The sequence below is a fragment of the Marinigracilibium pacificum genome (assembly GCF_012926615.1).
Classification (GTDB): Bacteria; Bacteroidota; Bacteroidia; order Cytophagales; family Cyclobacteriaceae; genus Mangrovivirga; species Mangrovivirga pacifica.
Genome location: NZ_JABBNU010000003.1, coordinates 100,236 through 123,327 on the forward strand (window position 1 = coordinate 100,236; position 23,092 = coordinate 123,327).

General features: G+C 33.7%; 18 protein-coding genes. All 18 read left to right on the forward strand.

The genetic code is table 11. From position 1 onward, the window contains the following. Positions 1 to 72 precede the first annotated feature (72 nt). The 18 genes from HH304_RS05280 (at position 73) to HH304_RS05365 (ending at position 22,950) form a co-directional block, all read left to right on the forward strand. Positions 73 to 1,668 carry an alpha/beta hydrolase gene (locus HH304_RS05280; RefSeq protein ID WP_169678689.1) on the forward strand — a complete coding sequence of 532 codons (1,596 nt, stop codon included), beginning with the start codon at positions 73 to 75 and terminating at the stop codon, positions 1,666 to 1,668. Between the two features lie 370 nt (positions 1,669 to 2,038). Next, positions 2,039 to 3,154, forward strand: coding sequence for a suppressor of fused domain protein (locus HH304_RS05285; protein WP_169678691.1), 1,116 nt, complete (start codon positions 2,039 to 2,041; stop codon positions 3,152 to 3,154). A gap of 43 nt (positions 3,155 to 3,197) precedes the next feature. Next, complete coding sequence (locus tag HH304_RS05290) at positions 3,198 to 3,809, forward strand: hypothetical protein (protein WP_169678693.1); 612 nt, start codon at positions 3,198 to 3,200, stop codon at positions 3,807 to 3,809. 150 nt (positions 3,810 to 3,959) lie between these two features. Further along, positions 3,960 to 4,529, forward strand: coding sequence for a GrpB family protein (locus HH304_RS05295; protein WP_169678695.1), 570 nt, complete (start codon positions 3,960 to 3,962; stop codon positions 4,527 to 4,529). Between the two features lie 152 nt (positions 4,530 to 4,681). Further along, complete coding sequence (locus tag HH304_RS05300) at positions 4,682 to 5,596, forward strand: polysaccharide deacetylase family protein (RefSeq protein WP_169678697.1); 915 nt, start codon at positions 4,682 to 4,684, stop codon at positions 5,594 to 5,596. 511 nt (positions 5,597 to 6,107) lie between these two features. Beyond that, positions 6,108 to 8,714 (forward strand): T9SS-dependent choice-of-anchor J family protein, encoded by a 2,607-nt coding sequence (locus tag HH304_RS05305; protein ID WP_169678699.1) that lies wholly within the window; start codon positions 6,108 to 6,110, stop codon positions 8,712 to 8,714. Between the two features lie 171 nt (positions 8,715 to 8,885). Beyond that, entirely contained in the window at positions 8,886 to 9,437 is a 552-nt protein-coding gene (locus HH304_RS05310; RefSeq protein WP_169678701.1) for a hypothetical protein, read from the forward strand. Between the two features lie 412 nt (positions 9,438 to 9,849). Next, complete coding sequence (locus HH304_RS05315) at positions 9,850 to 11,970, forward strand: GEVED domain-containing protein (protein WP_169678702.1); 2,121 nt, start codon at positions 9,850 to 9,852, stop codon at positions 11,968 to 11,970. 127 nt (positions 11,971 to 12,097) lie between these two features. Further along, positions 12,098 to 13,042, forward strand: a complete 945-nt coding sequence (locus HH304_RS05320) for an alpha/beta fold hydrolase (RefSeq protein WP_271711514.1) — start codon at positions 12,098 to 12,100, stop codon at positions 13,040 to 13,042. A 380-nt stretch (positions 13,043 to 13,422) separates the two neighbouring features. Then, positions 13,423 to 14,505, forward strand: coding sequence for a helix-turn-helix domain-containing protein (locus tag HH304_RS21380; RefSeq protein ID WP_169678704.1), 1,083 nt, complete (start codon positions 13,423 to 13,425; stop codon positions 14,503 to 14,505). 94 nt (positions 14,506 to 14,599) lie between these two features. Then, positions 14,600 to 16,249 carry a serine hydrolase domain-containing protein gene (locus HH304_RS05330; protein WP_169678706.1) on the forward strand — a complete coding sequence of 550 codons (1,650 nt, stop codon included), beginning with the start codon at positions 14,600 to 14,602 and terminating at the stop codon, positions 16,247 to 16,249. A 231-nt stretch (positions 16,250 to 16,480) separates the two neighbouring features. Continuing rightward, positions 16,481 to 16,933, forward strand: a complete 453-nt coding sequence (locus HH304_RS05335; protein ID WP_169678708.1) for a nuclear transport factor 2 family protein — start codon at positions 16,481 to 16,483, stop codon at positions 16,931 to 16,933. Between the two features lie 16 nt (positions 16,934 to 16,949). Next, complete coding sequence (locus tag HH304_RS05340) at positions 16,950 to 18,035, forward strand: DUF2235 domain-containing protein (RefSeq protein WP_169678710.1); 1,086 nt, start codon at positions 16,950 to 16,952, stop codon at positions 18,033 to 18,035. A gap of 105 nt (positions 18,036 to 18,140) precedes the next feature. Continuing rightward, on the forward strand, positions 18,141 to 18,752 hold the full coding sequence (locus HH304_RS05345) for a dihydrofolate reductase family protein (protein ID WP_169678722.1): 612 nt from the start codon (positions 18,141 to 18,143) through the stop codon (positions 18,750 to 18,752). 154 nt (positions 18,753 to 18,906) lie between these two features. Beyond that, entirely contained in the window at positions 18,907 to 19,746 is an 840-nt protein-coding gene (locus tag HH304_RS05350; RefSeq protein WP_169678724.1) for a helix-turn-helix domain-containing protein, read from the forward strand. Positions 19,747 to 19,987: 241 nt separating this feature from the next. Continuing rightward, positions 19,988 to 21,055 (forward strand): NAD-dependent epimerase/dehydratase family protein, encoded by a 1,068-nt coding sequence (locus HH304_RS05355; RefSeq protein WP_169678727.1) that lies wholly within the window; start codon positions 19,988 to 19,990, stop codon positions 21,053 to 21,055. A 191-nt stretch (positions 21,056 to 21,246) separates the two neighbouring features. Then, complete coding sequence (locus HH304_RS05360; protein ID WP_169678729.1) at positions 21,247 to 22,203, forward strand: proline iminopeptidase-family hydrolase; 957 nt, start codon at positions 21,247 to 21,249, stop codon at positions 22,201 to 22,203. A 45-nt stretch (positions 22,204 to 22,248) separates the two neighbouring features. Continuing rightward, positions 22,249 to 22,950: a glutamine amidotransferase-related protein gene (locus tag HH304_RS05365; RefSeq protein WP_169678731.1), complete on the forward strand. Its 702-nt coding sequence runs from the start codon at positions 22,249 to 22,251 to the stop codon at positions 22,948 to 22,950. Positions 22,951 to 23,092: the final 142 nt, after the last annotated feature.

Here is a 23,092-nt window from a genome sequence, read left to right on the forward strand (position 1 = left end):
ATAAATTTGCTTTACTAACTTGAGGTAAAATAATTATTTATCAAACCTTATCAACCAGTAAAACCAAGGATCATGGATACCAAATTCCAAAATCTAATTCCATATATCTTCAGTTGTTTATTTATATTAAATTTCAATCTATCAGCGCAAGAATTTTGGTTAAAATCAGGCGAACTTTATCAAAATGTAATATCAGATGCTGAGCTTCATGAATATAAAGTTGAACTAAAAAATGGAATGGCTGTTATTGGATCAATCCAGCAAAATGATATTGAAATTCTGATTGACATATATGATCCTAAAGGTTTAAAGGTACAAACTATTGACATCCGGGAACGAAGATCTAGAACTAGTAATATTGACTTCACTTCGAATTATTCAGGACTATATACCTTTAAAGTTCATCCTGCTAAAGAGGTATCTGATAAAGGAAATTATATCCTTCAAATAGATCAAATATTATCTACTTTAGATAACGCCAAAAGAATAGCTAAAAAGGAAATAAAATCAGAGTCAATTTATGTTCTTTGGGAAAAATCACTTTCGGATAGTCTGGCAATTGATGACTTTATTAAGAATCAAACTGTCCAACACATTATTGAACCCATTGAAGGTAATGACAAAGAAATGCTGGTTACCTACTTCTGTATTCCAGATGAACATACAGAATATGTAATGCAAAGTGGCGGACCTGATTTTTTAGGATTAAGACTTCACCAACTTGGTAATACAAAACTACATTTCACATCTCAGGTTGTTCCTGTTGATGCCAGGTTTAATTATGGGTTTAATTATTTTAAAGTCTTTAAAGCTGGACTAAACAATGAGGTGATTAAAAGAGATGTTATTCATGCCTACGATGGTATTGTGGAAATGCCCAAAGCACCAACACAGCCATTTATAGTTAAGAATAACAATATACCTGAAGGTAAACTAGAAGTAGTTGAATTCCAGAGTGAACATTTAAAAGAAACAAGAAAAATAACCGTACATATTCCTGCTACCTACTCATCAGCAACATCACATAATTTACTGATTGTATTTGATGGTGAAGCTTACGGAGCAAGACCAGGAAGAAACTCCCGAATACCCACCCATACCATTCTTGATAATTTATTTGCATCAAATAAGATTACGCCAACAATTACTTTATTGGTTTGGTCAATGGGAAAAAGATCAGAAGATCTGATCAATGATGACTTTGGTGATTTTATTGCAGAAGAACTTATTCCATGGGCACGATCTAATTACAATATCTCACCCGGTGGTTCACATGTTATCCTGGCGGGCTCAAGTCGTGGTGGGTTTGCTTCAAGCTACATAGCTTTTCGTCATTCGGAAGTTATTGGAAATGTCCTTTCCCAATCAGGGTCATACTGGATCAAAGGTACTGAAAATGAAAATCATTGGATTTACCCTGAGGATAATGGAAAACTTATAAACTTGTATAAAAGTAGTGAACGACTATCTATCAAATTTTATATGGATGTAGGTTTATATGATGCCGGAGCTTCCATGTTAGGCATGAACAGACAGTTTAGAGATATATTAGAATTAAAAGGTTATGAAGTAGATTACCACGAATTTAAAGGAGGTCATAGTTATATTAATTGGCAAGGAACTTTATCTGATGGACTTATTTCATTAATCGGTAATGAAAGTAAATAAGATTTCAAGATAGAAAAACTCAACTTTTAGGAGTTAAAAACACATTTAATAATCTATTATCAAAATATCAATTTTTACACAGCTTGATTATCAAAAACATAAGTAACTATAAATCTGACACTTAAATAATCATCCAAAAAAAATCACAATTAAAGGCCCTAAGTATTCTCCTGATTTATTTTGAATATTGAATTTTCATCATTTTCTTAGGTTTATTAGGTTTATTAGAAGGTTTGGTTTTCCATCAATAACTACAGAGCTATTATATACATTTTAATTCATTGCACGGTATTAAAGCAACAAATGGTTACTAATAGATCTGATTATAAATTGAAAACAACACCATTTTGAGTTCAATATATTCTAAATAATGAGTCCATTTAAAAGACTATTTTCATCTAAAAAAACTAAGGTTCAAAAACCAGAAATACTATTGGAGGAATCTTCTCCCTCATGTCCTATCACAGCCATTGTTGAGCAAGATGACCGAGTAGCTTATTTTTATTTATGGGGACCTGATAATTCAGATTTCGGAGTCAGATCGTGCTGGATCAGAAACCTTCAGCCCTACTCTGATAAAGATGAAAAATATTTTATAAAAGATGGAAATGCCCCGATGATGCATAGTCAATTTTGCAAATTTCCGGAGGGTGAACCCAAACTAGAGAAAGAGGAGTTGGAAATTGTCTGGTTGGAAGAGGGAGACGGTGCAGCATTGTTATATCGAAATGAAATTTTAGCAATCATTCCAACATGGAGTGGGTATGATGGTTTTTTCGGATATGCCACATCTTGTAATGGAGAAGGAGACTTTGCATGGGAGTTAACCAATGATAATGAATTGATATCCAGAGTCGCAGAATCACAAGAGTATTGGGAATCATGGGATCAGGAACCAGTACCTTTTCAAATTCAACAGCCTGTAATCATTGATGAATACGAGGAAACATTTGGGAAACTGGACAAGTATTATGCCATTGATGGAGAAGAATGGCCTCCTAGAGGACTTTATTTAAGAACCGGTGAATCGAAAACAATATTTGCTACCGTAGGACTTTCTTTACTTCCCATGCCAATTGTAGAAATGTATGTAGATGACAGACTACAATCTAATCGGATTGAACTTGGAATGATGTTAAACTCTTCGTTATCTGAAGATGAGATACAGGGTATTGCAAATTGGTTTAGTTCTAATGCTCCCATTCCCTGGGCAAATATCACTTTCCTTGGTGAAGGCCATACTATCAGATTCCCTAAAAGTGATAACTCTAAATTAACCTCTGTAATTCTCACAAATCAATTAGAAATTCTTCCAAAACCGGAATTAGGGTCTTACCGAAATTCTGACATTACTTTTCTTTGGATGGTTCCAATATCAGAAAAAGAAAGAGACCGAATAATTAATAAAGGAAGTGAAGAAATAATTAAAAAATTAAATGCTATAGGTAGTAAGATATTTAATTTATCAAGAGAAGAAGTTGTTTAACTAGTTTACTTTAATAAAAATCCATTTTTTAAACTTAGATTTCATGACTGACTATTTTTTAAGAGCTAAACATTGGCAAATTTTTGTTTTATCATACGGATTACCAATATTATGTCAAATGATTTTAATGTCTTCATTGTTTATAACGGTAAGCAAGGGAAACTTTAGTGATCCAACTCAGATATTTGAATATTTCATCTATTATCCGATTATAATCCTAATTAGTTCAGGAGTCATTTTTGGCTGGAACTGGTCAATTTCTGTAGGTTTACAAAAGTTTCTTCCTGACAACGTGACATTGAAGGTAAGCAGGTTTAAAATATTGTATTTTATCCCTTTAATCTATTTTATCATATTCATAATTGGGTTTATATACCTATTCAATTATATGCTTCATTCTCCTAATGAAACTCCAGATCCTTCATCATTTATAATTGGTTTTTCTACAATATTTCCAATTCACTTATTCTCAATGTTTTGTATTTTCTACTGTCTATATTTTTGTGCTAAAACTATAAAATGCATTGAGCTTCAAAGAGAAGTTAAGTTTTCTGATTTTGTTGGTGAATTTTTCCTTTTATGGTTCTTCCCTATTGGTGTTTGGATTCTACAACCAAAGATCAATGAAATAATATCAACAAATAAAAGTACTTGATTTTTATACTTTCAAAAATAGCTTTACAGTAATCAAATAATTAGGTCCGAATTATTTTACTTTGCGCCCCCATTTTGTTGGGTATAATCAAAAGATGGGCGGAAAGAATTTCCCCTATTCTAGAAAAATCAATTTATAGAAAGCCAAATCATGAAAAAACTGCAGGACCTGACCAAAGAAGAATGGAATACTCATTTTCCACTTGAATTAGTTGACCATAACCCTGAATGGAAAAACCTTTACCAAAAAGAAAAGGATTTGATCCTGAATCATATTGACGAAAAATCAATTCTGAGAATTGAGCATTTTGGAAGTTCATCAATCCCTTCAATAAAATCAAAACCCTACATTGACATAATTATTGAAATACCAGAAGTATTATTATTTGATGTGCATCTAATCTCCAAATTTTCTGAAATTGGATATACTCATTTTGTTGTACCAAAAAGAAATGATATAGAGTCCTATTCCTCATTTGGTAAAGGATACAATCTTGAAAATAAAAAAGATCAGATTTTTCATATTCATATGTGCCCAAAGGATAATATAATGTGGAAACAGATTGAATTTAGAGATTATTTGATAGCTAATAAGGATAGAGCTAAAGCATATGAAAAATTAAAACTTGACCTTATATCTAAGTATCAAAACGACAGAGGAGCCTACGTATTGGGTAAAACTGATTTTGTTTTTGAAACGTTAGAGTTAGTAAATAGATAAACCTAATCCTTTCTTCAAAAATATATTACTCTATAAAATAAATTGTATTTCCATTAATAGTTTAAACTTAACCAGAACTATACTTCCGAAGATAATTGTTCGTTTAGTAGCTCCAGTCTTATTACTTTCAGGCTTTAAATAAAAACTAATTCATGAATCTCAGACTATTAAGAACAGTTATCATCCTTTTTATCAGCTGCTATTCAATTACGATCACAGCACAGCAATCAATTAGCTTTACGTTTGATGATGGGAACACTGCTAACATATTGAATTACTCATTGGAAGAATGGAACTCATTGATTCTAAATAGCCTTGAAGAGGAGAATATTAAGGCAGCTTTTTTTGTGAAAACCGAAAATAAAAATACCCTTGAAGGAAAGTATCTTTTAGATTCCTGGAATAACGCCGGCCATCTGATTGCAAATCATACGTATTCACATCCTAATTTCAATAACCCAAAAATTAGTGCCGAGAATTTTAGAAGAGAATTATTAATGGCAGATTCATTAATTAATAGCTATAGTAATTATACAAAGCTTTTCAGGTTTCCATATTTAAAGGAAGGAAATTCACAATCAAAAATAGACAGTATCAGGAATATCCTTAAAGAATATGGGTATTCAAACGGATATGTCACTATAGATGCATCAGACTGGTATATTGATAGCAGACTTAGAAAACGACTCAAAGAAGATCCAAATGCTGATATTTCCAAATTTAAGCAGTATTACCTCGATCACATTTATAACAGAGCTTTATATTATGACAGTATTGGAGTTGTACTTACAGGAAGAAATATAAAACATACACTATTGCTTCATCATAACCTTGCTTCTGCATTGTTTCTTGATGACCTTATCCAAATGTTCAAATCAAAAGGGTGGAATATTATTTCTGCTGAAGAGGCATTTCAAGATCCTATTTTCAAAAATATTCCTGAACATGCCGGAGAAAGTCTTATCTGGGCAATGGCCAAAGATTCCGGAAAATTTGAGAATGACTTGAGATATCCGGCTGAAGATAGTCGCTATGAAAAAGATAAAATGGATGCGCTGGGATTATAGTGTTTATTATTAACATCTATCAATTGAAATATTCAGTTAAAAAGACAAATTACCACAACAATCTGTGAAAAAATTGTAGCATTATTTTAATAAATAATATATACTCGAAATAGTCATAAATCTCTAAAAAGAATTTTCAAACTTTCAAAAACATCATCTCATACCAGCTCCATTAATAATACATTAATATAATATTTATCCTCTCTTAACATAACTACATCTAAATCAAACAATACAATTAAACTGTATACGATTAAATAACAAATTACTTATTTCTCAAAAAGCTCCTTACAAAGCCTGATAATTTTGATTTGACGTTGCGAACAAAATTTTATTTTGTCAAAATTTATTTGTAAACTTGAAACCTATTGGTAATAGTCGGATCAGTTAGCATTGTTGTTTCAACCAAACATTGTGTTAGAACTATTCAATTCTACAAACAATCATTCAACATCTAACAGTCTGGCATGTGGACTTTCAATCAATCTTTAATCTATAAACCAATCAATTTATGCTTAAACATTTACTATTGATAGGAATGACAATTTGTATTTCCTATTTCTCTTTTTCCCAAGAAAGAGCGTGTGCTACTGACCAGGTACATGAAAGATTATTAAAAACCGACCCACAATATGCAAGGCGTCAGGCCGAAATTGAAAAATTGACCAGACAGTTTTCAGAAAATTTTGAAACTATGAGGTTATCCGGTGATACAGTAATCATCCCGTGTATTGTACATGTAGTTTATGCCAATTCAAATGAGAACATTTCTGATGCTCAGGTTCAATCTCAAATTGACAGATTAAATAAAGACTTTAGTGCTACCAACAGTGATTATAATAACACTCCGGCTGAATTTGCAGGGGTGAGATCTGGTGATACATTCATTAGATTTGAGCTGATCGAGACCAAAAGGTATGCCAATTCACGTGATACCTGGGGTACAAACGACCTTGTAAAATCAACCTACCCTCCTATCGAACCAGCTCGTATTTTAAATATGTGGGTTGCTGATATCGGTGGTGGAATTCTTGGTTATGCACAGTTTCCCGGAGGTAATCCGGCAACTGACGGTGTTGTTATGTCGCCACAATATTTTGGTGATGCTACAGCTCCGGGCGGATCTAATTTCTTTTTATCAGCACCATTTGACAGAGGACGTACCGCAACTCATGAAGTTGGTCACTGGTTAAACCTTCGCCACATCTGGGGTGATGGTAACTGTAATGCTGATGACTTTGTAAGTGACACTCCTGTTGCAGGAAACCCTAACTATGGCTGTCCTGCTGCTGGCACAAACAGCTGCCCTAATAATCCGGGTAATGACATGTTCATGAACTACATGGACTATGTAGACGATGCTTGTATGTTTATGTTCTCTGCTGGTCAGGATAACCGTATGCAGGCTACATTTGCTAACGGTGGCGGTCGCGAAGGATTCTTATTAGACCCAGTATATAACCCAGGTGGCAACCCTCCTGATGAATTTACTTGTTCAGGTACAGTAACAAGCTTTCCTTACAATCAAAGCTTTGAAAGTGGTATAGGAAACTGGACTCAGGACACAAGTGATGATTTAAACTGGACAAGACAAAGTGGTGGTACACCATCATCAAGTACTGGTCCTTCATCAGCAAATGATGGTAGTTTCTATATGTACATAGAATCTTCAAGCCCTAACTACCCTTCAAAAGTAGGAAGACTGGAAAGCCCTTGTTTTGATCTTACTGGTGAAACAACTGCAACTTTCAGTTTCGATTACCACATGTACGGTTCAGCAATGGGATCACTTGCAGTACAAGCTATCACTGACGGTGGCGACTGGACAACGATATGGTCTTTAAGTGGAAACCAAGGTAATAGCTGGGCATCGGCAAGTATTAATATGAGTTCTTACCTTGGTGAAACTGTTAAATTAAGATTTGTTGGTACAACAGGTTCTTCATATACCTCTGATATTTCCATTGATAAAATAAGCATGACTACTGCGGGTACTCCTGGTGGACTAAATTGTTCTTCAACTGAAACTATCGGATACAGCGAAAGTTTTGAAGGCAATTTTGGTGGATGGACCCAGGTAAGCGGAGATGACTTCGACTGGACAAACCAAAGTGGTGGAACACCATCAAGTAATACTGGTCCGTCTTCAGCATTTGCAGGAAGCAACTATATTTATATTGAGGCTTCAAACCCTAATAACCCATCAAAAGTTGCTCAAATAGAAGGTCCTTGTTTTGACCTAAGTTCTGCTTCTACAGCAGTATTCTCTTTTAGCTACCACATGTATGGTGCTGCAAGCATGGGTAATTTGGAGCTACAGGCAACAACAGATGGAAATACCTGGAGCAGTATCTGGAGCAAATCAGGTAACCAGGGTAATAACTGGCTACAGGCTGAAGTTAATTTAGCAGCTTATTTAGGTGATAAAGTAAAACTAAAATTCATTGGTACAACTGGCGATACCTGGCAAAGTGATATTGCAATTGACGCACTAAGTCTAAGCTCTTCAACCACTACCCCTCCTGATACTACAACTACTGTAGCGACTCTCTCAATAACATTTGATAATTATCCTGAAGAAACTCGTTGGGAAATCCTTGATGGATCTACAATTATTGCTTCAGGAGGAACCTATGGCTCTCAACCTGATGGTTCTACACTTACTCAAAACATTGAGCTAAGCAATGGTTGTTATGATTTTGTAATTTATGATTCCTACGGTGATGGTATCTGCTGTTCATATGGTAACGGTTCTTACTCACTTACAGCTAACGGAGTTACTTTAGCTTCTGGCGGATCATTTGGATCAAGTGAGACTACAAACTTCTGCGTTGGTGGTAGCGCCAGAACAACAAAAGTATCTGTATCCAGAGAAGGTTCTTCATCAAATGGATTCGCCGTTTATCCAATACCTGCATCTGAAAGACTTAAAGTTTATACAGGTAAAATGGAAAATCCTGAGTTTACGATCATGACTACTACTGGTCAAATCTGGAAACAAGGTGTATTAAACAATACTTATAATGAAATCAATGTTTCAGATCTTGATGCCGGACTTTATATCCTTAGAGTAACCGACGGAGAGAATGTGTTAACTAACAGGATACTAATCAAATAATTTGATTTTCTATATAAAGGAGGCCGTCCCATGAAAGTGGGGCGGCTTTTTTCATGTCTATAATTTAAAATCTCAATACCCTATTGGAATTTGTAGATTTGATTCAGATATTACCTATCCAAAAGCTAAAATTTAAGTAAATACAACCATTTTTTTAAACCATAACTCCTGATGAGTAATTTAGAATTCATTATTGAATTAATAGATAAACTGATATGGCCAGCGACTCTATTATTTCTATTCTTTCTGTTGAAAAAGCCTATTAGAGAATTAATTCCCTTTGTTTCAAAAGCCAAATTCAGTGAATTGGAACTGGAATTTGATAGAAAAATGGAAAAAATAAAAATAGAAGCAGAAATGGAATTTGAAAACCAGTCTCCCGATTACAAAACCTCATTAATTGAGCTTGCTCATGATATGCCAAGTTCATCGATTTTGGAAGCATGGAAGGTTATTGAAAGCAAAACAGAAGCATTGATACTAAAATCAAATCCTAATATAGACCTTAACAAACCTTCCAGATATAAGCTCATGCAGGATACTCTTGAAGGAAATCACTTACTGGAAACTAAAAAAATTAAAATATTTGATGATTTGAGGCAAATAAGAAACAAAGTGGCTCATGTACCGGACTATGTAGTCACGAAAGAACAAGCTATAAATTATATCTCCATTGCAATTAAACTAATAGATTTTCTTGATGAAGAATTAAAATCAAATTAATAGTACAAAATCACTTTCAAATACAAAAATGAACAAGCCTTTTTGCGCTATGAATTGTGCTTTGAAAAATTAAAAAGCACTCCCTCTGCCCCCATAAACAATTGAATCAAAAGCAATTACACAAAATTTTATTTCATAAAATCGAAATATTTCAGTACATTATAAAGTCAATATTTATTTTCCATATAAAATAAATGCAAAATCTTTATAACCATACCCGATTGATTGCAGTAAAACCCTTTAGCCTACAAGGAGTGCAACCAATCTTTGACAACTAGAACTTCCTTCTTAAATTCTTCTACTAAATCACTATTTTCAGCAATTTTCAATCGTAATTTAACTATTTATTAGATCGATTATTTTGTCTGAAGAATAGCCCTATTATTATTCTATAACCAAAATTCATACTACCATGAAAACTTATTCTATATTTTCAATGGCCTTTCTATATATCATTTCTTCAATTATAATATTTGCCCAGCCTACCAGATACGAATATTCACTCGAAGGAGGAACCGTAAATAGTCATGGCAATATATCCCCTACTAAAGCAACCATGTTAATTGGTGGTGCCGAAGCCGGAGCATCTGCAGAAATAGCAGCAACATCATGGTTTTTAAATAATGCCGATGGAGGTGACTATCTGGTTATCAGAACCGGAGGAACCGGAGGGCAGGCAGCCTGGGTCTGGGATAATTTCAGTTCAATGATAAGCTCTGCGGCTGAAATTTCAATTGATAATCGAAATGCGGCGAATAATGCTACAGTCGCTCAATATATCTATGATGCCGAAGCCATATTCATAGCAGGAGGAGATCAAACTTCTTATGTTGATAACTGGAAAGACACTGAAGTTGAAACAGCCTTAAACTATGTTATAAACGTTAAAGGCATACCCGTTAGCGGAACTTCTGCCGGAATGGCAATATTAGGTAGTGCATACTATGCACCGGCTACAAGCGGAGTACTTTCCTCAGAAATATTAAATGACCCATACAACAATAACATGAACAACTCACTATTCTATGATGACTTCCTTGATATCCCGTATCTTAATAATGTAATTACAGACACTCACCTTAATCGTACTCATGGAACTAATAATGAAAACAGATATGGAAGAATCTTTGGCTTTCTGGCCAGAACTGTAAATGATCAAAATTCTACCGGCAGATATGCTATAGGGTGCGAGGAAGGAACTTTTGTTTGTATAAATTCATCTGGAATTGCAAGAGTATTTGGAAATGGAAACTCAAATCAAACGAGGGCATACTTTCTTCAGGTTAATTGCCAGGCTCCCGAAACTATCCAGAGCGGCTCTCCCCTTGTATGGAATAACAATAATCAGGCAGTCAAAGTCTATCAAATCCCAGGCACATCAAATGGTAATGGTAATAGTTTTGACCTTAACAACTGGTCTTCTGCATCTGGTGGTGGATGGATGGACTGGTATACCTCAGAAGGTTATTCAGGGTTCAACTTTATTAATGGCAGTGGCGCTACAACAGGGGCTTCTGCACCATCTAACTGCTCCGGAAATCCAGGAGAATGTAATACGCCAACCGCTCCTAACAGTAGCAATATCACAAGCAATTCAGCCTCAATAAGCTGGTTAGATGCAGGATCTAACAGTTACGATCTACAGTATCGTGAGTCGGGATCTACAAACTGGACAACTATCAACACAGCCAATACCACCCAAAATATTAGCGGATTAGCCGCCAACACCACATATGAATACCGCGTTAGAAGTGTCTGCACATCTACAAACTCAAGCTATTCATCAATTTCACAATTCACAACCTTGTCTGGTGGTGGACCTGTAGATTATTGCCCTTCCTCAGGAGGTAGTACTCAATATGAATATATCGATGAAGTGGCAATAAACTCACAATCAAATTTAAGTGGTAATGACAATGGGTATGGTGATTATACGAATTTCACATTCAACTTGACAGCTGGAAATTCTTATACCATGTATATCTACCCTCAAACGAGTGACCGGGAAATATTTATAGTCTGGATAGATTTTAATCAGGATGGCGACTTTGTTGATTCAAACGAGGAGATTTTATTTGCCAATTCCAGAAGAAGAATCAGGAAAACAATTACAATTCCATCCATTGCTCTTTCAGGAAATACAAGAATGAGAGTTTCGATGAAATACGCTAGCGATGGTGAGCAAACTCCTTGCGAAAACTTTCAGTTTGGAGAAGTTGAAGATTATACTGTCAATATAAATAATGGTGCCGGAGCCAGAACTACTCCACTCCCTCCGGTAAGCTTTAACAATCTATCTAATGAAACTCTGATAGACAATTTAGTAGTCTATCCTAACCCGTCAAAAGGACTATTTACGATTAATGTAGACAGAAGAGAAGAGGTAGAGATTTCGGTTTATGATATCCTTGGAAACCATATCTTAACTCAAAAAGACAGAGAAATTGATCTTAGAAATGAAGAATCAGGTATCTACATTCTTAAAATAAAAACAGTAAAGCAAACTCAAATTGTAAGACTGGTTAAAGATTAGAAGAAATGTATTTCTTCTATTAACAGGCATCGTTCATATTCGAACGATGCTTTTTTAATTATATCTCAATTAAATTATTAGATATTCTAAAAAATCATTTTATTTAAAAAACAACCATTTTATCCAATTGAAAAAAATCATTCTATATCTTTTAATCTCTATCTCAGTCCTTCTGGTTTTCCTCACAGTTTTATTTGGACATAGGGATAAATCAGTTGAAGATTTAATTCCTGAATATGGACAACCTCCATCTTCTTTTATTGAAATAGATGGAATGAATGTACATTATCGTGATGAAGGGATAATGGAGGATACAGTACCTATTGTTTTAATTCACGGCACCGGTGCCAGCCTCCATACCTTTAATGCCTGGACTGAAGAATTATCACAAAAAAAGAGAGTGATCAGGATGGATTTACCTGCATTCGGACTCACCGGTCCATTTCCTGACCGGGATTATACAATTAATCATTATTCTGAATTTATAAATGATTTTTTGGTTGCTCTTAATATTAAGTATTGTATTATCGGAGGTAATTCATTGGGAGGATTAATTGCATGGAGGTATACTATCACCCACCCTGAAATGGTTGATAAACTTATTCTGATCGATGCAGCAGGATATCCTCGAAATTCCACTAGTGTCCCATTAGCATTTACTGTAGCCAGGATTCCTGTAATAAATAAGACATTAACATTTATAACTCCACGATCTGTAATTGAATCTAGCGTTAAAAATGTTTATACAAATAAAAATAAAGTCACAGATGAACTTGTTGATCGATATTTCAACCTCTCACTACGAGAAGGTAATCGTCAAGCTTTAGTTGATAGAATGAAACTTGATATTGAAGTAGATCAAATTAAAGAGATTAAGAATATTTATCAACCCACACTTATCATTTGGGGAGAAAAAGATGAACTGATAACAATTGAAAGTGCATACCGTTTCTATGATGACCTACCAAACGACACCCTGGTCATTATCGAAAACGCAGGTCATGTCCCTATGGAAGAACAACCTGAAGAAAGCTTGAAGTCAGTCAAAGCATTCCTTGGATTAAGGGATTGAAAGCGGCAAACAAAACCTTGATTAACAACTGAAATTCAAAAATTTAACCTCTGACAAAACTCATAAACACACAGCTATTAAGTCATATTAGTTAGTTTAGATTCCTTCTTAGATTTTTGTAAATTGAAACAAAGGACTTCACATATAACATCATGCCCGATCGTTTAAGTGAATGGTTAAATTAATTTAAGACGGTTCTCAGGACACTTATATTCAAAGTAAGAGTCTGGGAGAAAAAAACAAACTGATCATATGGACCTAAGGAAGGTTTTTATGAACTATTTATTCTAATTATCCATTATATTTTTATCCATAAAGTTCATAATATCTTTTGCAATACTTCAGCTCCAATCTAAATTTGCCTGGTAAAAGAATTTCAGGTGGGAGACAAAATAGAACTAATAAATAGCATTGGTAAGATCATAGTATTTTTGATGTGGATTCTATCTGCTTTCTTATTCACAGTTAAAAGCTCAAAAAAAATATCCAATAGACTTTTTGCTTCATTTCTAATTGTAACCTCTTTTGATCTTACTGGTCTGTTTTTCCCTTATGACTTCTCAGAAACTCCAAATTTAGTCATCTTCAAATCCGCATCTTCATTACTGCAGATGCCTCTAATTTATCTTTATTTCTTATCAGCATGTTATTCAGACTTTAAATTACGCTTAAAGCATTTGATTCATGCTGCGTTATTTTTGATATTTTTGATTGCTTTCAAATTAACTTCAATTTCTGACCAGATATATTCACTGTTTAAGATTATTATTGAAATTCAGTGGTTTGTCTATATAATTGCTATTTTCCTGTTGCTGAAAAGATATAAAACAATCTTCAAGGAAAATTATTCAAACCCGATTCATCTTAATTATAAATGGCTATTTCAGATAGCAATTGTCTTCTGCATATCACACTTTTTTGTAATACTAAAATGGATAATGTCAGAATATAATTATGACAGGATTAATGACATCAACCTTGTAATAAGTATATCTGCATTAACAATTATAACTTTTTTTGTCCTTAAAGCCCTTCTTAACCCACAGCTATTCTCTGGAGTTCAATCATTTCAGGAACCATTGAAGAAACCAAATAAAGGAATTATTAAAGATGACGTTGATGAAAAAGAAATCGATCGTATAAAGTCATTTATGGAAAGCGAAAGGCCTTACCTTGACTTTGAACTAACACTATCAAAACTTGCACATCAATTTAATACAACTGAAAAGGATCTTTCCATTTTGATTAATCACCAAATTGGTAAACACTTTTTTGATTTCATCAATGACTATAGAGTAAAAGAAGCAAAATCAATTTTGGAAGATAGCCAAAAAAAGAAGGTGACAATTCTAGAGATCGTTTATGAATCTGGATTTAACTCAAAATCCTCTTTTTATTCAGCATTCAAGAAAGTAACTGGAAAAACACCTACTGAATACAGGAAAGAAGCTTTGTCCGACTAAAATTTCCTGGAAAAAATCTATCCGACTTTATTTATCCGGAAAGATTAACCACTTAATAAAGTCAGTTTTGTTGGAAATCAAACATTCTAACAAAATGAAAAAATCACTTTTCACCATTCTGATCACTTTAACACTTCAGCATATATATGCCCAACAACTGTATGATCCAAAACTATCTATCAAGGTAGATTCAATCATTAGCAATTACTATAAATCAGATCAACCCGGATTAGCTGTAGCAGTTATTAATGAGGGCCAAATTATATACAATCATCAGATTGGAAAAGCTAATCTGGAATATCAAATACCTATTTCGGACTCATCTGCCTTTCACATAGCTTCGGTATCAAAACAATTCACTGCCTACCTGGCAGTATTGCTTGACAAAAAAGGATTATTAACTCTTGAAGATGATATCAGAATTCATCTACCTGAATTAAAATCATTGCCATATAAAATCACAATAAAGCAATTAGCAAACCATACCCATGGTCTGCCAAACTTATTCGGGTTATTGAAACTTAAAGGTAAACGAATTGACGATCATACTACACATAAAGAAATCGTACAATTGCTATTGAAAATACAAAAAACAAACTTCATTCCTGGAGAGAAGTATGAGTATAATAATACTGGGTATGTCTTATTAGCAGAAATAATTGAAAGAAAATCTGAGAAACCATTTCAACAGATATTGGAAGAGCTAATATTTATCCCTAATGAAATGTATGATACCAGAGCAGTAAATAACTCAACGATTATTATTAAAAACAAAGCACAGTCATATAAAAACGAAAATGGTTTGTATAAAAAACATCCCTTCAATACCATGGCTAATGGTTCATCAGGTATCAGCACTACAATTAGTGATTTATCAAAATGGGCAACTAAATTTCAATTCCCGGATAAATTATCAAAAGAGATTTTTGAAGAAATGACTAAGCCGACCATTCTTAATTCCGACAGCATAATTAATTATGGGTTGGGATTAGAATTTAAAAAATATAAAGGTCAGGACATAGTTTTCCACGGAGGTGGTGACGCCGGGTACCGTTCTTACTTATTACATATTCCAAAATTCAAGTTTTCAGTAGCAATACTTGGGAATAATAATGATTTCACTCCACTATTCATTGTTAATGAAATTATTGATCTCTATCTAAAAGATTATCTGGAGAATACACCTACTCCTATAAAAACATCATACAACACTAAGGAACTTAAGCAGTTCGAAGGTACTTTTGAAATGTTTCCAGGCACCTATTTTAATATTATTGCAGAAAATGACACATTGTTCTTTCAATCTTATGGCAATAAAAACAAAGCTCCACTACCAACAATCGGTGATGGTGAGTTTTTATTTCCCTATGTCCCCACTAGTAAATTTTCATTTTATAAAGGTGGGTTTATATTTAATATTGCCGACTTCAAATATGATTGCAAAAGGGTTAATCTACCAGAAGTAAAATACCCCAATAAATCAGACCTTATTCCATATACAGGGGTTTATCACAACCATGAGTTCAATTTACATTATGAGATAGTAATTTTAGACAATCAACTTATTGCAATCCACCAGTTAAACGGCAATATTCCATTGATGGATTTGGGAAATGACCATTTTTATACTAACCAATCATTTTTTGGAAAACTTGATTTCATAAAGAATAAAGAAGGCAGGGTTAACGAATTTTTACTTTCAGGTCAAAATCTAAAAAACCTGTCTTTTAAAAAAATTAATTAAAATGGCGCTGTAGAAACTGGTTAAAACAAGGTGAAAAGTTGAATGGTTAATTAATAAAATCATATAATCATAAAGGCATCAAAACGTTAAGAGTTGTTTACAAAATGTATTTAATGCTTTTTCCAATGAATATTTCATGGTTTCCATTATTGATTTAGAATACCAACAATCGTCATTTTGATTTTGATTAAACTAAAGCTATTTTAAGCTTCAAGTACAGAACTAATCAAAATGAAAACATATACCTTTTTAATATTTATAATATTTCTCGGGTTTAATATGACTGGTATTGCTCAGGACTTTTCCCTTGATCAAGTCAAAAGTGAAATCGAAGAAATATCTTCAAAAGAACAAGAAGCTTTCAAAAATGGTGATTGTGAAACTGTAATGGAATTAATGTCTGACAATATTACTTTTTACGCCAACGGAACCCCCTCTCCTCCCAAGGCTATGATTGAGAAATTTTGCAATAATATCCCTCGACCATTTCCGGAACTAAATGATGGTGATTTAAAGATTTATCCTCTTTCATCAAACAGTGCCTATTCAGTCAAAACTCTTGAATATCATAAAGATGAAAATACCAGGATCAGAAAGATTGTTACTAAAATCTGGAATAGAATAGAAGGAAACTGGAAAATGGCCCATCTTCAATCGACGGTCAAAGAAATACTGATTAAGTAATAAATTCTACTAACCAATGCCAAAAAATATAATAATCTGTTGCGACGGGACTGGTAATCAATTTGGTGATTCTAATTCGAATGTCGTCAAATTATATAGTGTAATTAAAAAGATCCCGGAGAAACAAATTGCTTATTATGATCCGGGTGTTGGTACTTATAAGTACCCAGGTTTAGGCCTTTCAATTAACAGTAGTCTAAACAGAATATTTGGATTAATTACCGGATTTGGATTATACCAGAATGTTTATGAAGCCTATTCATATCTAATGGAAAATTACGAATCTGGTGATCGTATATTTTTGTTTGGTTTTAGCAGGGGCGCATATACTGTAAGGGTATTATCCGGATTTATTCGTTTAATGGGTTTGCTGGAAAAAGGTTGCCAGAATTTAATTCCATATGCATTTCAGATATATGCAAAGAGAAATCCAAACTTCAAAATAGCAAATAAATTCAAAATGCAATATTGCAGGGAATGTCCGATTAAATTTATGGGTATCTGGGATACTGTTTCGTCCGTAGGATATTTTGGAAACTGGAAGTCATATCCTTATACTGCTAATAATAAAAATGTTGAGGTAATCAGGCATGCTGTTGCTATTGATGAAAGAAGAGCCTTTTATAAGCAAAACAAACTGGGAGCTAAGTATAACAACATAAAAGAGGTCTGGTTTGCAGGAGTACATTCGGATGTAGGAGGTTCTTATCCGGAAAAACAAAGTGAGTTATCAAAAATCTCTTTACAGTGGATTTTGAATGAGGCAGCAAAAGAAAATCTGATTATTGATACTGATAAATACAGACAAGTTGTGTTAGGGAAACATCCAAAACTGGTTAAACCTAATCCATTTGGTGTCCTGAATAAATCATTGAAGGGTTTTTGGTACCTAGGTGAAATTATTCCCAAGGCAGAAATTGATTACAGTAAGAAAACCAAAAAGTGGTATATCCCTTTAGGTAGATATAGAACTATCCCTGAAGATAGTTTTATTCATGAGACTGTTTTCGAAAGAATTAAATATTGCAAAGAAAAATATTCTCCTCCGAACATACCTAAATCATATCAAATAGAAAAAACAATTGATATGATTGCTAAATAGTCTGGTTATTTCAATTTGTCTTGATTGACCTCCTTAATTGTCGTATTAACACTTCCTGAAAGATACATTTACTTATTAAATTCAATTAATGATAAATGTATAGAAATGAGAAAAATAATACTACAAGAATTCATATCCCTGGACGGGATTATACAATCTCCGGGAGCTCCGGAAGAAGATAGTTCAAACGGTTTTCAATCTGGAGGCTGGGTAACTCCATTTTTTAAGAATGCAGATTCAAAAACTCATGAATTCATGCAAAAAAATCTGATTATGACTGATCTTCTACTTGGCAGAAAAACCTATGAAATATTTGCAGAATACTGGCCAGACCATGCTGATTCCTGGCCCGGTATTAATGACGCCAACAAGTATGTAGTTTCAAATAGTGATATACCGCTGAATTGGAAAAATTCAGTTTTGATTACTGGTGATGTTATTTCTAAAATTCAAAAGCTAAAATCTGAAAAAGGGTCGAATCTGAAGGTGTTTGGAAGTAGTAAACTGGTTCAAACTTTATTAAACTCTGATCTTGTTGACAAGCTTTGTTTGATGACAATTCCTGTTATTCTTGGAAATGGTAAACGGTTATTTCATGAAAGTGATTCACCATCAACTTTCAAATTAACAGATAGTTTTGTTTCCTCAACAGGACTTATCTTTTCCATTTATGATAAAATAGATAATAAAATTGAAACGGGAACGATTGGCTCCTGACATATTGGTGAAACTTGAATGATTAAAAATAATTCATTATTGATAAAAATTTTATCATTTCAAAAAGTGACACCTACAAACAAATTAATTGACGCGTACAGACAAATTAATCACTTGGATTATCCTTATTTTTGTAGAAACAGTTGTTAACGATATGACTAAAAAACAACCTTCTGCAAACGTGAAAATGATTCATTGCAAAGATTTACATGTTGCCGCAATGATTGAAGCTGATTCTTGCCATGAGCGAACCATGTATTACCCATCAAACTACCTTGTTATGGTAGAGCAAGGTGTTTTTACATTAGAAACAGAAGACAACACCTATATTATTAATGAAGGTGAATTTGCCCTCATTAGAAAATATACCCATGGTCAAATCAAAAAATCGTTTTCTGCTAATCACAAAAATTTCAAAGACACTGTATTTGTGCTTCAAGATGAATTTATAAAGGAGGTTATTAAAGATTTTAAGCAACCTGAAAATTATCTTCCCTGTACCGAAAAAGTCGTAAAATATGACAATAACTATATACTGGAAGGATTAAAACATTCACTGCAAATATATTTTACGGGTGTTGAGCAGGTTGAACCAGATCTTATACGCTTAAAAACAAAGGAGGCTATTTATGGGATACTAAAAGACAACCCAAACCTGATTCATATATTCAACGAATTTTCCGAGCCTGAAAAAGCAAATTTATCTCTTTATATGGAGCATAATTTTTTCTATAATATACCATTAGAAACCTTTGCAAAAAATTCGGGAAGAAGCCTGTCAACATTTAACAGGGAGTTCAGAAAAGTGTTTAATCAATCACCAAGTAAATGGCTGAAGAAAAGAAGATTAAATATGGCCAGAAATCTTATAGAAAGTCAAAATAAAAGGCCATCAGATGTTTATCTTGAAGTAGGTTTTGAAGACCTTGCCCATTTCAGTCGTTCATTTAAAAGTGAATTTGGCATAAACCCTTCTGAAATCTATTCAACCTAGCTTACAGCAACTTTACCAAAGAACATTTTCAACTCTTGAATATAAGGTCTTAATTGCCCACCCAACCTGTTTTAATTTCAAATCTTTATCAATGCTGTTATCTGGCTGAAAGCAGTCAACGGAAATCACCAATGAAATTCACAGGCAAGCAATAAGACATTATCAGTCAAACGAAAAGATCGAAGCTAATCTAATTTTGTATTATCTATAACAAAGAAAAACAAAATTCTAAAATATAATTATGGTAACGATAGACAAATCCAAACCTGTTTTTGTATCCGGAGCAAATGGTTATGTAGCTAGCTGGTTAGTAAAAAAATTACTTGAAGAAGGAATAACAGTTCATGCTGCAGTCAGAAATCCTGATGATGATAAAAAGGTCGGACATTTAAAAAACATTGCAAAAAACACAAAGGGAGAACTAAAACTATTTAAAGCTGATTTACTGATTTCCGGATCTTATGAAGAAGCAATGAGAGATTGCGAATTGGTATATCATACTGCATCACCTTTTACATCAAATTTCAAAGATCCACAAAAAGAATTAATAGATCCTGCAGTTAAAGGGACCATAAATGTATTAGAGACCGCCTCGAAGACCCCAACAGTAAAAAGAGTAGTTGATACAAGTAGTTGTGCAGCAATATATACTGATGCTATCGATACGGTAAATGCTCCCGGAGGAATCCTTACCGAAGAAGTATGGAATACAACTGCATCATTAACACATCAGCCATACTCCTATTCTAAAACCCTGGCTGAAAAGAAGGCCTGGGAAATTGCGAATTCTCAAAACCAATGGGATTTAATCACAATTAATATGAGCCTGGTAATGGGACCTCCGTTAAACCCGGTTCAAACAACATCAGAATCTATGAGCATCCTAAAACAGCTTGGAGATGGCACAATGAAAGCAGGAGTTCCTAAAATGGGTATCGGAGTAGTTGACGTACGCGATGTTGCTGAAGCTCATTATCGTTCAGGTTTCACACCAGAAGCCAGAGGAAGATATATCACTTCAGCACACAATACAGATTTATTAGAAATATCATCGGTGCTGCTACCTAAATATGGAACTAAATTCCCAATCCCTAAAAAGGCCTTACCAAAATGGTTATTAATGATTGTTGGTCCGATGGCAAATAAATCCTTTACCCGAAAGTTCATCAAAAACAACGTTAATTATCCCTGGAATGCAGATAATTCAAAAATCAAAAGAGAATTGTCAATGAAATTCAGATCACTTAAAGAAACGATGGAAGATTCTTTTCAAGTGTTAATTGACAATAAGATTCTAACTGCAAAATAAACTAAATATTTACCAGGGTATTTGATTTTGCCCAATTATCCGATTCCTCAAAACTGGTACATGTAATGTGCATGTACCAGTGTTATTATCCCGGTTAACCTCCAACCTTTGGCATTTCTAAAAATGGTATTGAGATATGGTAATTTTATCCTATTTTAACGATATATTTATATTCACCTTTTTAAATAAACATGAATAACTACTCTGTCATACTAATTGTATTCTTCATATTAATTTGGGGTTGTAATTCACCTCAAAATCAGAAAAACCCTTACTTACACCATGGCGAAGGCTATGTCGAAGTCAATGGAGGTAAAATATGGTATGCTATTTTGGGTGAAGGTGATCAGCCTCCAATACTGTGCCTTCATGGAGGGCCCGGAGGAAATAGTGCCAGCTATTATAATCTTTCCGAACTGTCTAAAGAAAGACCTATCATAATGTTTGATCAATTAGGAACAGGTAGATCTGATCATCATCAGGACACTTCACTTTTAAAAGTAGACCTATTTGTTGAGCAAGTAGAAGCAGTAAAATCAGAATTAAAATTAAACGAATATTATTTAACAGGTGGATCATGGGGAGCGGCTTTAGCTCTAGAATATTATGAGGCACATCCTGAAGGAATCAAAGGAATCATTTTTAATAGCCCATATTTCAGTACGCCAATATGGACTGAAGATGCAGACAAATTGGTAGCTGCTTTACCAGATTCGATAAAAGCTGCTATTTATGAAGCTGAAAGGGATAGTTTATTTAATACTCCTGCCTATGATGCAGCAAATACTTATTTCGCAAGTCTTCATGGCCGTAGAAAGGAGAAGATTAAGCATGCTTATGACACAATTGATTCAAAAAGGAATACATTTATTTACAATTATATGTGGGGACCTAGTGAATTCACAGCTACAGGTACACTCCGTAATTATGATAATCATCAAAGCTTAAAAAAGGTCAATGTACCTGCATTATTTACAACAGGAGAATTTGATGAGGCTCGGCCTGAAACTGTGGAGAAACTAAGTAAACTTGTTCCTGATTCTAAATTTGTTGTTATTCCCGATGCTGGTCATTCTACTTTAAATGATAATGGGAAAGCAGTTAGAATTGCTATAAAAGAATTTATTAATAATATAGAGAATGAATGAAAATTAAGTCCCTGATATTATTTAAAATTGGGAAAACATATCTATTTGGTTAATAAAATTGCAATTCTAGGAGATTTCAACCCTGTATTTCAAACGCTTCATAAATTAAATGATAGCACCAGGGATATTCAAAAATATCTCAAAACAGAAATTCAATTTGACTGGATTCCAACTGATTTATTTAATTCAAAGGTAGTATTTGAACAAAACAAGTACAAAGGGCTGTGGATTGCGCCTGGTAGTCCATATAAGGATATGAATAATGTACTTAAGGCCATTAAATATGCTAGGCAAAACGAAATCCCTACCCTTGGTAATTGCGGTGGTTTTCAACATATGATAATCGAGTTTGCTATTAATGTATGTGGTATCAAAAATGCTGCCCATGAAGAAGTTACCCCAGATAGCCCGGAACTGTTAATCAAAAAACTTGCTTGTTCATTAATTGGAGAACAAGAACAATTGAAAATATTGAATCAAAATTCCAGACTTTACGATATTCTACAGACCAAAAACCTCACTGCAAAATACTTTTGTAGCTTTGGTTTAAACGAGAGGTATTTAGACATACTGAACTCCAATGGGTTATCTTTAACTTCCATTTCTGAAGATGGAAATTATCGTTCTTTTGAAATCACATCACATCCATTTTTCATTGGAACACTATTTCAACCTGCGTTAACTTCTACAAAAGAAAACCCTGATCCCTTAATCATAGCATTCGTAAAGACAGCTTTAAAAAATTAATTCAATATTTCATTCTTTATAAGACTTCAGAGTTTAAAGACATAACTATATATTTTCTTATCCAGTCTATGTATTATAAATAAAATAAAAATATTAATCATAGTAGAAATAAATACATATCTGTTTAAATCCCAAAATCAAA

Excerpts from the sequence above, each read along its gene's own strand:
- HH304_RS05280 (WP_169678689.1), top strand. The coding sequence starts at position 73 with ATGGATACCAAATTCCAAAATCTAATTCCATATATCTTCAGTTGTTTA.
- HH304_RS05285 (WP_169678691.1), top strand. The coding sequence starts at position 2,039 with ATGAGTCCATTTAAAAGACTATTTTCATCTAAAAAAACTAAGGTTCAA.
- HH304_RS05290 (WP_169678693.1), top strand. The coding sequence starts at position 3,198 with ATGACTGACTATTTTTTAAGAGCTAAACATTGGCAAATTTTTGTTTTA.
- HH304_RS05295 (WP_169678695.1), top strand. The coding sequence starts at position 3,960 with ATGAAAAAACTGCAGGACCTGACCAAAGAAGAATGGAATACTCATTTT.
- HH304_RS05300 (WP_169678697.1), top strand. The coding sequence starts at position 4,682 with ATGAATCTCAGACTATTAAGAACAGTTATCATCCTTTTTATCAGCTGC.
- HH304_RS05305 (WP_169678699.1), top strand. The coding sequence starts at position 6,108 with ATGCTTAAACATTTACTATTGATAGGAATGACAATTTGTATTTCCTAT.
- HH304_RS05310 (WP_169678701.1), top strand. The coding sequence starts at position 8,886 with ATGAGTAATTTAGAATTCATTATTGAATTAATAGATAAACTGATATGG.
- HH304_RS05315 (WP_169678702.1), top strand. The coding sequence starts at position 9,850 with ATGAAAACTTATTCTATATTTTCAATGGCCTTTCTATATATCATTTCT.
- HH304_RS05330 (WP_169678706.1), top strand. The coding sequence starts at position 14,600 with ATGAAAAAATCACTTTTCACCATTCTGATCACTTTAACACTTCAGCAT.
- HH304_RS05335 (WP_169678708.1), top strand. The coding sequence starts at position 16,481 with ATGAAAACATATACCTTTTTAATATTTATAATATTTCTCGGGTTTAAT.
- HH304_RS05340 (WP_169678710.1), top strand. The coding sequence starts at position 16,950 with ATGCCAAAAAATATAATAATCTGTTGCGACGGGACTGGTAATCAATTT.
- HH304_RS05345 (WP_169678722.1), top strand. The coding sequence starts at position 18,141 with ATGAGAAAAATAATACTACAAGAATTCATATCCCTGGACGGGATTATA.
- HH304_RS05350 (WP_169678724.1), top strand. The coding sequence starts at position 18,907 with ATGACTAAAAAACAACCTTCTGCAAACGTGAAAATGATTCATTGCAAA.
- HH304_RS05355 (WP_169678727.1), top strand. The coding sequence starts at position 19,988 with ATGGTAACGATAGACAAATCCAAACCTGTTTTTGTATCCGGAGCAAAT.
- HH304_RS05360 (WP_169678729.1), top strand. The coding sequence starts at position 21,247 with ATGAATAACTACTCTGTCATACTAATTGTATTCTTCATATTAATTTGG.